This is a genomic window from Streptomyces sp. NPDC001536, assembly GCF_042894505.1.
Lineage (GTDB): Bacteria > Actinomycetota > Actinomycetes > Streptomycetales > Streptomycetaceae > Streptomyces.
Genome location: NZ_JBIAVQ010000002.1, coordinates 497,346 through 508,866, shown reverse-complemented (window position 1 = coordinate 508,866; position 11,521 = coordinate 497,346). Strand labels below are relative to the sequence as shown.

Genomic DNA, 11,521 nt, shown 5'->3' with positions numbered 1-11,521 from the left:
CGTCAGCCCGCCTGCTTCAGCAGCTCGTTGGCCTTCTCCTGGGCGTCCTTCACGGCGTCCGCCGCGCTCTTCTTGCCCTGCATGGCCAGCTGCACCTGGGACACGATGGCGTTCTGCACGGCCGGGGAGAGGTTGGTCTGGTTGGTGTCGGCCGTCTTCAGCTGGTCGGCGACGAGCTTGCGGGCCTGGGAGAACGGGTCGCTGCCGCTGACGTTCTGGAAGAACGGGTCGTTCAGCGACTCCGTGGTGGTCGGGAAGATCACCACGGCCGGGTCCTTGCACCAAGCCGTCTGGTTCTCGGCGTTGGTGAGGAACTCCGCGAACGACAGCGCGGTGGGCGCGTTCTTGCTGGTCGCGGCGACCGATATGTACTGCGGGGCGCCCGCGGAGGCGCGGCCGAGCGCGTCGTAGGGCTGCTGGCCGACGGCCGTCTTGTCGTAGACGGACGGGCTGTTCTGCTTCACGAACCGTACGAAACTCGGGTTCGTCGAACCGTAGGCCACCTTGCCCTGGCTGTAGAGCGTCGAGGGGTCGTTGCTGGAGGACAGCGAGTCCTTCGGCATCGCGCCCGCCTTGTACAGCTTCGCCATCCACGCGACCCACTCGGTGGTGCGCGGGTCGTCGGCGAAGACGGCGGACTTGCCGTCGGTGGAGAGGACCTTGATGCCCATCTGGTCGAAGTCGGCCGGTATGCGCCAGATGGGGTTGGCCATCGTGGCGTAGAACTTGCCGTCGGCGGCCTTGGCGACCTTCTCGTAGTCGGCGAACAGCCCGAAGATGCTCGTCGGGGGCTTCGCCGGGTCGATGCCGGCCTTCTCCAGCAGGTCCTTGTTGTACGTCAGGAGGACACCGCCGGTGTACCAGGGCAGCGTGGTGTGGATCGACTTGCCCGAGGCGTCCTTGAAGGTGCTGGTCTTCCAGAACGCCGGGACGAAGGGCTTGGACGCGTCGGGGTCCTTGGTGCCCACGTCCAGCAGGTAGCCGGCCTTGGTGAGGGCGGTCGCGGTGGGCGCGTTGACGTTGATGACGTCCGCCAGTGTGCAGGCCTGGGCGTCGGCGACCGTGCGGCTGGTGAAGGTGTTGTCGCCGGGGTCGTCGATCCACTTGACCTTGGTGCCGGGGTGGGCCTTCTCGAAGTCGGCGATCACTCCGTTGAAGAAGTCCCCGAAGTCCTTCTTCAGGTTCGTCGTCTGGAAGGTGATGTCGCCCTTGACCTCGCCGGTGAGCTTGCCCGACCCGACGTTGCCCTTGTCGACCTTGCAGCCGCCGGCTGTGGCGTCGCCGTCGTCCGAACCGCCGCCCGACAGGCCGCAGCCGGCGGCGGTCAGTGACAGAACGGCGAGACAGGTCAGGGTGCGGGTCAGTCTCTTTGCACGCATGTGATGGGCCCTCCTGCGACCGGGCGAGTCTGAGATGTGGCTGGTTCAATCAACCAACTTCGACTCCGATTGATGAAAAGGTGGACCAGAATTCATCGGAGGTCAATGCCTTGCCGTGTTGCTTTTCGGTTCCGTGGTGGTTCCGTGAGGGGTCAGCGACCCGATCAGTGCCGGTGTTCGTGGTCCGGGTGCGAGGGGTCGCCGGGGTGCTCGTACCCCGGTGCGTACACGACGTCGGCGCGTGCTCGGTCCAGCCAGTCGAAGAAGGCGCGGCGGGCTGCGGCGCGGCGGAGTTCGTGGAGGATGCCGTCGCGGACCTCGTCGTACGGCAGGAGGTCTGATGTTTCGTGGAAGGGGTCGGCGCCGCGTCTCAGCGCCGCGGGGGTGAGGAAGCGGTCGCGGTTGCGGTCGTAGTAGTCGTAGGCCGCCTCTTCGGGGATCTGTTGCTCGCGTTCCAGGTGTTCGAGGAGGGTGCGGGCGGCCGAGGAGTGGGCTAGGGCGACCGCGACGATGCTGCCCAGGTCGGCGACGTCGCGCTCCGCGGGGAGGGCGGTGATGGGTTGTTCTTCGGGTGCGGCGCCGTCGTGGCTGGTCGCGCAGTTCCCCGCGCCCCTAAGGCTGCGCTCCGCGCAGGCCTTTTGGGCGAGTTCGTCGATCACTACTACTTGCGTCGCCCACCGCCGGCGTTGTCGATCGGCCCGGGCCAAGGCTTCTGGTCGGGTTTCTCGGTCTCGGGCCGGGACTGCTTCCAGAAGGGCTTCCACGCGGTCCTTCGACACGGGCGCCCCGCCCACGGAGGCGGCATGTTCCATCACGGCTTCACCTCCAGCTCCACGGCCTCCGTGTACGCCACGCAGCCGTGCCAGCCCACCTTCGCCATCAGCCAGTACGAACCCGGCGGCACCGCCGAGCCGTCCACCTCGATCACGCACTCGGTCTCCGCTCCGCCGGCCACGGTGAAGCCCTGGACGCCCGGTGCGACCCCGGGCCAGGTGCCCCAGGAGGACACGGCCCAGAGGGTGCCGTTGATCGGGCCCCGGGTGGTGTTGCGCAGGGTCACGGGGACACGGGCACGTTCGTCTCGTCGTACGACGACACGCTCAACCCCTAGACGGGATACGAGCGTTGGTCCCGTGTGCCCGTCCGGCACGTCCAGCGCCACCACGTCCTCGTACGTCTGCCCGCCGTACGACAGGCGTGCGGCCAGCCAGTGGCGGCCGGGCTCGGGGTCGGGCGGCGGGGTCACCGTGACCTCGGTGAGGCTGAAGCCGGCGGGGCCGAGGGTGTACGGCAGCTCGGCGGGCTCGGTGGACCAGCCGGGGGGCACCTCGAAGGTCACCGTGCCCGACACCGGTGCGTCGGTCAGTTCCGAGCCGATGCGGACGGTGGCCGTCACCGGGCCGGAGACGGTGAGGGTGGTGGGGGAGACGTACACGGCGACCGGCATGTTGCCGCGCGGGGCGGGGCCGGAGTTGTGGAGCCAGTAGCGGGTGTGGACGGGCTGCGCGGGCTCGGCGGCGGCGATGCCGGGGTCCGGCGGGGTCTCCAGGGCGTCCGCGGGTGTGGCGAGGACGGTCGCCACCTCGAAGCCGGCCAGGTCGACCTCCAGCGTGCCCTCCGCGCCCGGCGTGAGCGGTTTCCCGGGCCTCTCCAGTACGTCCGCCCGGGCCCCCTCCGTCCACCCGTGCGGCCGCGACAGACGCGCCCGTGCGGGACGGCCGTTCACCTCGTGCACGCGGACGACGATCCCGTTCCCCGGGTCCGGCAGCGCCGTGCCGCCCCGGGCGAGCGGGGAGCCGGCCGGCTTGAGGGCGTCCAGCAACACCTCGCCGGCGGGCTCCAGTTGGAGCAGGGAGCTGTTCCGGGGCAGGAGTGCGGCCTGGGGTCCGGTCCGCAGCCTTGCGGTGAGCGGGCGGTTGAACTCATGGCCGCGCTGGGGCAGTTGACCCTCCCGCCAGTCTCCCTCGCCCGCGACGACGGCGTACTCGAAGGTGTGCGACCAGCGCTGGAGCTGGAAGGCGGACCCGTCGGGGGCCGTGCGGCGCGGTGGGTCGACCCAGATACCGGAGGGCCAGCCGGTGCAGGAGCGCATGAGGGACATGTAGAGGTCGCCGGACGAGGTGACCACACAGCCCGGTGTGCCGCGGTTCAGGACCGCGAAACTCCGGCCGTCCCAGGCGTCGCCGGGCGGCAGGGCCTCGCCGCTGCCCGCGGCGGTGGCCGTGACGGTGAAGTCGTCCAGGTCGGCGATGAGCGCGTCGACCGCCTTGGCGTCGTCCTCGCCGCCCGCCACGACGAGGAGCGGCAGCCGCTCCAGGTCCCGCAGATCGGCCCCCGGCACCCACTCCTCCCGCAGCGAGGCGCGCGGCGCGACCCACACGGCGGCCACGTCCCCCTCGGCGAGCTGCCGCCGCAGTTCGCGCCCGGCGGCCGGGTCCCAGCCGAGAGCCTCGGCGACCACGGAGTTGCGGTCGGGGCCGCCGACGGCGATCCGGATGTCGGGGAGATTGGAGTCGACCTCCAGGTCGCCGTAACGCGGGCCGCCAGCGATGGTCGAGGTCGCGGTGACCCCGGCGCGGACCAGGGCGGCGGCGAGCTCGGCGCCCAGCTCGCCGGCCACGTCCCAGTCGGAGTAGATCAGCTCGGCGACCCCGATCGAGCGGTGCCCGAGGAGCGCGCCGGAACCGTCGTGCACGGCGACCCGCGCGGTGGATCCCAGCCCGAACCAGGTGTTGGCCGGGTTGTCCAGCGTCCACGGGAACTGCTCGCTGTCCACCTCCACGAACCCGAACCCGCGCCCGATCACCGCGTCCGCCACCTCGTGCACCGGCAGCCCGCCGCGCACGTCGGACGGCCAGCGCACCCGGATGAGCCGGTCGGCGCCGTCGTATCCGTCGACGGTCGTGGAGACGTCGAGACGGTCGACGCCCTTCCACAGGGTCAGCCGCTGCGTGTACGTGAAGAGTCCGAGGTCGGCGCGGACCGTGACGCGCTGTCCGGCGGGAGAGTGCTCGACATCGATGTCGGCCTGAACGTCCTTGCTGCGAGCGGCGGTTGTGCCGGTCGGTGTGAGGTGCCAGGGGCCCTCGCCGAAGCGCGGGTGCCTCGGGTACTCCTCCTGGACGACGAGTTCGTTGCCGATGTCGCCGGCGCGCAGCAGTTCCCTGGCCCCTTCCCGCAGGGCTCGCAGGCTGCTGACGCCGCCGCCGCGCGCGGGGTCGACGGTCAGCTCGTAGAACTCGTTGCGGATCGTGGCCCCTTCGGCCGGCGTCCACGCGGAGGCGGTGCCCTCGGCGAGCGGGACGGCCTTGAGGCCCAGGCCCGGCACGTCCGGTACGACGACACTCAGCCGGCCGGCCTCCTCGCGCACGGACGGCAGGGGCAGCCCGGTGCTCTCGTCGACCGGCAGGAGCCCCTCGTCCTGGACGCTCAGCACGTCCTTGCGCGCCCAGGTCGCGGAGTTGAAGACCACCAGGTCCGCGCCGTCGCCCGGCAGCGGGACGACCCGGTCCGCGAGGGCCTGCGTCGCGTCGGCGTGCACGGTCTCGGCGAGGTCGTACAACTCCCGCCAGCCGGTGAGGAGATCGATGTAGACCTGGTCCGACTCCGAGCCGGTGATGGCGTCGTGATGGGCGCCGTAGACGAGCTGCCGCCACGCCTTGTCGAGCGCAGCGTCCGGATAGGGGTGCCCCGTGGTGAGGGAGGCGAGTGTCGCCCAGGCCTCCGCGTCGGCGAGGAGGCTCTCGCCGTACCGCTGGGCCTGCTTGGTGTCGATGTAGGAGACGTCCTTGCCGGTGTAGACCGGGTTCATGTCCCGGGTCTGCGGGGAGGCCTTGCGGCCTTCCTCGTCGAGTTCCGCACGCACGGCGGCGAAGAAGTCCCGAGGGATCGCGCTGATGAACCGCGGCCAGACGTAACGGGCGTTCCAGTCCCGGTGGATGCCCATCACCCAGCGGCACGGCGGCGCGTAGTCACCGCCGACGGGCAGCATGACGTTGCGGGTGAGCGCGACCTTCTTCAGGCCCTTGAACAGCTTGAACGCGGCCTGTTCCGCCTCCGGCAGGGTGGGCGCGTTGTCGATCGCCCAGCCCGCGCCGTAGTGGTTGACCATGTACGCGGTGAGGATGCCGCGCCCCGAGGGGGCGATCCAGTCGAACTCGGCCGGGAACTGCATCCGTTGGGGATCGCGGGGCTCCTCGCCGAAGACGGAGAGCGTCGGCCCCCACTGGTGGAACGGCCCGCGCGCCCAGGAGCTGGAGGTGACCCCGGCGTCCGCCATCAGCCCAGGGAACTGCGGATCGTGCCCGAACGCGTCGAGCTGCCAGGCGGTTTCGGGCGAGGCCCCCATGATCCCGCGCTGGTATCCGTCGCCGTACAGCGCGTTGCGTACGGTGGCCTCGGCGCCGGTGAGGTTGGTGTTGGGCTCGTTGTACGTGCCGCCCATGATCTCGACGCGGCCGGTGCGGATCAGCTGGCGCAGGAAGGCGCGCTCCTCCGGGAAGGCGTCCCAGTACGGCTTGAGGTAGTCGACCTCCGCGAGCACGAAGGTGTACGCCGGATCGCGCCGGGCCAGGTCGCAGTGGGCGCGCACCAGGCTCATCCCGGACTGGCCGCGCGAGTCGAAGGTGCGGGCCGGGAGACCGGACGAGGCCGGGTCGTCGGCCACGTCCCAGGTCTCGGTGTAGGCGGCCTGGGTGTTCCACCAGACGGGGTCGTAGTGGAAGTGGCTGACCATGAACATGGTCCAGCCGGGCTCGGCGGCCGTGAACGGGGCGGCGTGCCGGTCGCTGTGCTCACCGTCGACGGCGACGACCGTGATCTCGTCGCCGTCGCCGGTCACGGGTATCTCGGCGCGTGCGGTGCCGTCGTCGGCCGTGGTGACCAGCGTCTCCCCCACACTGCGCGGACCGCCCGGGCCCTCGGCCGTGAGGCGGACCGTGCGGCCCGGGACGTGGCTGATCTCGGCGACCACCACCTGGTACGGCTGTTCGGCGGTCCCGACGAAAAGCTCGGTCGACTCGACAGAGGTGACGCGCATGGGTCTCCTACGAGGATGCTCGGCGGAGCACCATCCTGGCACCGCAGGGATGGTTCAAACAACCATCTACGCGTGTTCTCGGTGAATCATCTATGCAATACCACTGCCGTCAGCGGGTGCGCCGACCCTTCGCCGAGTGCTGCGGCACGATGTGGTCGGTCAGTGCCAGGGAGGCGCTCGCGCGCTGGTAGGAGAGCTGCGCCACTCGGACGTACAGGCAGTCGAGCAGCACCAGGACGGAGTGCCGGCCGCCGATGCCGGTGAGGAAGTTGGTCTCCGAGGCGGATGAGACGAGCCGGATGTCGGCGGCCTTGGCGAGCGGTGAGCGCGGGTCGGAGGTGATCGCCACGGTGGTGGCACCCCGCTCCTTGGCCAGCTCGAACGGCTCGATGGTCTCCCGGGTGGCCCCCGAGTGCGAGATACCCACGGCCACGTCCGCCGGGGTGAGCAGCGCCGCGGACGTGGCCGCGCCGTGCACCTCGGTCCAGCCGCGCACCGAGCAGCCGATACGGAACAGCCGGGTCTCCGTCTCCAGCGCCACCGCCCCGCTGCCGCCGGTGCCGTAGAGGTCGATACGTCGGGCCCGGGCCATGGCCTGGGCCGCGCGCTCGATCGCGTCGAGGTCGATCCGGTCGATGGTCTGCTGGACGGCCCGCAGGTCGGCGTTGCCCACGACCTGCACGACCCGCTCCAGGCTGTCGTCCGGGGAGATGTCCGGGCCGATCTCGGCGGTGCCCCAGTCGGAGACCTCGCCGCGACCGTGCTCCTTGGCCAGTTCGATCAGCAGATGCTGATAGGAGTCCAGGCCGATGGCCCGGCAGAAGCGGGTCACCGTGGCCTGGGAGGTGCCGGTGCGGCGGCCCAGCTCGGCGGCCGAGCAGTGGGTGACGGCGGCCGGATCCTCCAGGATCAGCTCGCCGACCTTGCGCAGGGAGCCGGCCAGCCGGGGCAGCTCGGTGCGGATCAATGTCGTGACGTCCGTCGGAGGCATGGGAAGAAGGTACCAGCCACCGCTCAGGCCCCTCATTGAATACCAGGACCGGCTGCGAAGGCGGACCGGGAACCGATGTGCAGGACGATTGAATGCGCCGACCATCCTATGGTTTATTGATTCACCGATGGAGATGTATAGGGTGGTTCAATCCATCAGTAGGGAGTGAGTGCCGCGTGTCCGTCGAGTCCGTCAGCGCCCAGGGCTTCGCGCAGCAGAGCCTGACCGTCCTTCAGCAGATCACCGAGTCCGCCCGCGCCGACGTGGCCCGCGCCGCGGAACTGATCGCCGACTGTGTGCGCGCCGACGGCGTCATCCAGGCCTTCGGCACCGGCCACTCCCAGGCCATGGTCCTCGAAGTCGCGGGCCGCGCGGGCGGGTTGGTTCCCACGAACCGACTGAGCATCGCCGACCTCGTCCTGTACGGCGGTGACGACCCGTCCGTCCTCGACGACCCGCTCCTTGAGCGGCAGCCGGGGGTGGCCGCGCGGCTGTACGACCTCGCGGCGCCGCGTCCCCAGGACCTCTTCGTGATCATCTCCAACTCCGGCGTCAACAATGTGATCGTCGAGATGGCCCTCCACGCGAAGGAGCGGGGCCACAAGGTCCTGGCCATCACCTCCCTCGCCCACACCCACGCGGTCCCCGCCGGCCACTCCAGCGGCAAGAAGCTCGTCGATCTGGCCGACGTCGTGCTCGACAACGCGGCCCCGCGCGGGGATGCGTTGCTGGAGTTGCCGGGTGGGGGTGCGGTGTGTGCGTTGTCGACGCTTACCGGGGTGATGTTGGTGCAGATGGCTGTCGCCGAGGCGTCGGCTGTGCTGCTTGCCTCGGGGGAGCGGCCGCCGGTGTATGTGTCGGCCAATGTGCCGGGGGGCTTTGAGGGGAATCTGGAGCTGGAGAAGCGGTACGCGGGGCGGATCAGGCGTACAGCGAGTTAGGGAGGGTCGCGGGGAAGCTGCGGGCCGGTGGGGGCTGGTCGCGCAGTTCCCCGCGCCCCTAGGTGCGGATGCTGGCCGTTAGTTCATCGGTACTGGTGTCAGGGCTACGGCCAACGGATATGCGCCGGTCGTCAGCGCGTCCCCGGCGGTGGCGGTCGCGGTGTCGACCGGTACGAGCTTGTTCCCGTCGGCCGTCGTTACGTACGCCGTCTCGCCCTTCCAGTCCAGGCCCACGTCGAACGCCGATCTGCCGACCGTGACCTTGGTGCCGGGCGCGCCGGTCACCGTGTCCACCGGCGTGACGTAGTCCCCGGTGCTCGGGCTGACCCACAGCGTTCGGCCGTCCGGCGACAGGCCGAGTCCGTATGCCTGGCCGGTGACCAGGAGGGTCGGCTCGGTGTCGTTCGTCGTCGTGTCGATCGGGGTCACTGTCGAGCCGCCGGAGTTGGAGACGTAGACCGTCCTGCCGTCGGGTGCGGCGACGATGTTGAAGGGTCTCGGGCCCACGGGGATCGCGGTACCGGCCTTCGCGGTGGCGAGGTCGACCGGGCTGACCGTGTTGTCGTGGATGTTGGCCACGTACAGGGTCGTGCCGTCCGGGGTGATCGCCATGTTCTCGGGACCGCTGCCCACCGTGACCGGCGTACCCGCCTTGAGTGTCGCGGTGTCCACCGGCTGGACCGTCCCGTCCGTGTAGTTGGCCACCCACAGCGTCCCGCCGTCCGGCGTCAGTACGAGCCCGGCGGGCACGCGGCCCACGGCGACCGTGCCGGTGACCGAGCCGCTCGCCACGTCGATGACACTGACCGTGTCGGAACCCTGGTTGGCGGCAAAGGCGGTACGGCCGTCGGCGCTCACGACGACCTCGCCCGGGTTGTCGCCCACGGCGATGTTCTTGGTCGTACCGGACGCCAGGTCGATGGAACTCACCGACGCGCCACTGAAGTTGGCGGTCAAGGCCGTCAGCGAACCGGTCTTCTCGGTGACCTGCACGGGGATCGCCCGGTCGAGAACGCCCGTACCCGACACCACGACCGAGTGGACGCCCTCGGTGACCCCGGTCAGCGTGACGGTGGCCGAGGCGCTGCCCCCGGCCGGGACCGTCACGGTGCCCGCGGTCGGCGAGGCGGTGACGCCGGCAGGGACGTCCAGTTTCCAGCTGACCGTGCGGGCCTCCTTGTCCGAGAAGTCGAGTGTCACCTTCTCGGAGGCGCCCGGCTTCAGGGAGAGGGAGCCGGGGGAGAAGGCGGCGTCGACGCCCGGGTCGGGGGCGTTCTCCAGCATGGTCGTGTAGAGGAACTGGTCCATCACACCCGGCGAGACCTGCTCGGGGACGGCGTCCAACGCCTTGCGCTCACCTTGTAGTCGGGTCCAGTACTTCGACACCGCGTCCGGGTCGCCCCGCTTGTTGGCGAGCAGCAGATCGACGGCCGTCCGTCCCGCGCTCCCGTACCGGCCGAGCTTGTCCAGCCAGGCGGACGTCTCGTCGAGGAACCCCGGGTTGTCGAGCCGGGCGCGCAACTGGGCGGGTGTGGCGGCCATGTCGGTGAAGTACGAGCGGAGTGCGGCGGCGGCCCGGTCGAGCCCGCTGTCCTGCTCGTACGCCGTGCGGAAGTCGGCGATGAGCTGTGTCAGGGTGGGGGACTCGGTCGCGTCGAGCTGGGAGGAGTAGTTGTTCTCGGCGAAGATCCGCAGCCACTTGGCGGCGCCGGGACCCGCGAGGTCGCGGACCGAGGCGAGGAAGGCGGACCGGGGGTCGTAGGAGTCCGGGTTCCAGAGGTAGGCGGCCGAGGTGAACAGCGCGAGCTTGCTCGCCTCGCCCTGGACCATCGGATTGGCGGTGACACCGGTCGCCGCCTCGGCCACGCCGGCTTCTCGTCCCGTGTACGGGCCGAGGAGGAGGCGGCTGGTGACGTAGTCGTTGACCGGGTAGTTGTCCCAGATCAGGATCGGGTGGCCGAACACCGCGCGGGCTTGGGCGACGTGCTCGGCGGTGACGGTCGGCGCGATCACTCCCACGCCGGTCCACTCGACGACCACGGACGGGTCCAGCTTCTCGCGCAGGGCCGTCTTGTAGGGGGAGTCGGCGAGGTCGGAGTACTCGGTGGGGACCATCTCCAGGGGTTCGAGGCCGGTGTGGCCGGCCGAGAAGGACTCCCACGCCTTGTTGAGGAGATACGCCTGGGCCGTCCCCGCCGCTCCTCCGCCCGTGCCGAACTCCTGCTCGTCGGCGGCGCAGTTCCACTTCGTGTAGCTGATGTCGTCCAGCGGGACCGCGAAGGAGCGCACACCGATCGCGTACAGCGAGTCGAACTTGCGGGTGAGGGCCGCGATGTCGGAGTCGGAGGAGTAGCAGACCGACAGACCCGGGGAGAGGGCGTAGGTGAAGCGGACGTGGTTGGCGCCGGCGCGGTCGACCAGTTCCTTCAACTGGGCCAGTTCCGCGGGCGGGTACTCGTCCCGCCACTGGGCGCGCAGATAGGGGTCGTCCTTGGGGGAGTAGACGTAGACGTTCTGTTTCGTACGGCCGTAGAAGTCGAGCTGGCTCAGGCGCTCGGCATGCGTCCAGGGGGTGCCGTAGAAGCCCTCGATGACTCCGCGCAGGGCCGCGGTGGGCCAGTCGCGGATCTTCGTCTCGGGCAACTTGCCTGTGGTGGCGAGGAGTTGGCGCAGGGTCTGGGCGGCGTAGAAGGTGCCGGTCGCGTCGGATCCGGAGAGGGCGAGGAGGGTGCGGCCGTCCCGGCGGCCGGAGGCCAGGGAGTAGCCGCCGGAGGGGAGTCCGGCCGGGGACCGTGCGCCCAGTCTTTTCAGTGTGGCGACCGTGCCGGGGCCGTCGAGGTAGACCGTGAAGGCGGCCGACACGGGCGGCTTGTCGACCCTCACGATCCGGTCGGCGCCGGCCGCGCGCAGGGCCGACTCGACGACCTTGCGGGCCGAGGGGTCCGTGTCCGGGCCGACGACCTCCACGACCCGGTCGGGGACCGTGAACCGGTCCGGTCCGGTCTTCATGCTCCGGGGTTTCGGCCAGACCTCGGGGGTGAGCTGCCCGGGTGCCGCCGACGCCGGTGTCAGGGACGGGGTGGTGAGACCGGCGGCCATCAGCAGCACGGCGGCCACCCCCGCCGATCTCCTGGAGAGTCTCGAACGCAAGGTGAATTCATCCACCGGCGGA

Annotated in this window: 6 protein-coding genes; 1 reads left to right on the top strand and 5 read right to left on the bottom strand. The window is 70.4% G+C overall.

Going from position 1 to position 11,521, the window contains the following annotated elements; translation table 11 throughout:
* Positions 1–2: 2 nt before the first annotated feature.
* From ACFY0U_RS07395 to ACFY0U_RS07380, 4 genes are all read right to left on the bottom strand, one after another.
* Complete coding sequence (locus ACFY0U_RS07395) at positions 3–1,379, bottom strand: extracellular solute-binding protein (protein ID WP_388631602.1); 1,377 nt, start codon at positions 1,377–1,379, stop codon at positions 3–5.
* Between the two features lie 164 nt (positions 1,380–1,543).
* Positions 1,544–2,191 (bottom strand): peptidyl-prolyl cis-trans isomerase, encoded by a 648-nt coding sequence (locus ACFY0U_RS07390; protein ID WP_388631599.1) that lies wholly within the window; start codon positions 2,189–2,191, stop codon positions 1,544–1,546.
* A complete protein-coding gene (locus ACFY0U_RS07385; protein ID WP_388631595.1) occupies positions 2,191–6,417 on the bottom strand; it encodes an NEW3 domain-containing protein in 4,227 nt (1,408 codons plus the stop codon). The genes ACFY0U_RS07390 and ACFY0U_RS07385 overlap by 1 nt, the downstream gene beginning before the upstream one ends.
* Positions 6,418–6,526: 109 nt before the next feature.
* Positions 6,527–7,408, bottom strand: coding sequence for a MurR/RpiR family transcriptional regulator (locus ACFY0U_RS07380; RefSeq protein WP_388631592.1), 882 nt, complete (start codon positions 7,406–7,408; stop codon positions 6,527–6,529).
* 176 nt (positions 7,409–7,584) lie between these two features.
* Here ACFY0U_RS07380 and ACFY0U_RS07375 point away from each other — a divergent pair, with 176 nt between their 5' ends.
* Complete coding sequence (locus tag ACFY0U_RS07375) at positions 7,585–8,349, top strand: sugar isomerase domain-containing protein (protein WP_388631589.1); 765 nt, start codon at positions 7,585–7,587, stop codon at positions 8,347–8,349.
* A 78-nt stretch (positions 8,350–8,427) separates the two neighbouring features.
* Here ACFY0U_RS07375 and ACFY0U_RS07370 read toward each other — a convergent pair whose 3' ends face one another.
* Positions 8,428–11,448, bottom strand: coding sequence for a beta-N-acetylglucosaminidase domain-containing protein (locus ACFY0U_RS07370; protein ID WP_388632377.1), 3,021 nt, complete (start codon positions 11,446–11,448; stop codon positions 8,428–8,430).
* Positions 11,449–11,521: the final 73 nt, after the last annotated feature.

Excerpts from the sequence above, each read along its gene's own strand:
- ACFY0U_RS07380 (WP_388631592.1), bottom strand. The coding sequence starts at position 7,408 with ATGCCTCCGACGGACGTCACGACATTGATCCGCACCGAGCTGCCCCGG.
- ACFY0U_RS07370 (WP_388632377.1), bottom strand. The coding sequence starts at position 11,448 with ATGGCCGCCGGTCTCACCACCCCGTCCCTGACACCGGCGTCGGCGGCA.
- ACFY0U_RS07395 (WP_388631602.1), bottom strand. The coding sequence starts at position 1,379 with ATGCGTGCAAAGAGACTGACCCGCACCCTGACCTGTCTCGCCGTTCTG.
- ACFY0U_RS07385 (WP_388631595.1), bottom strand. The coding sequence starts at position 6,417 with ATGCGCGTCACCTCTGTCGAGTCGACCGAGCTTTTCGTCGGGACCGCC.
- ACFY0U_RS07390 (WP_388631599.1), bottom strand. The coding sequence starts at position 2,191 with ATGGAACATGCCGCCTCCGTGGGCGGGGCGCCCGTGTCGAAGGACCGC.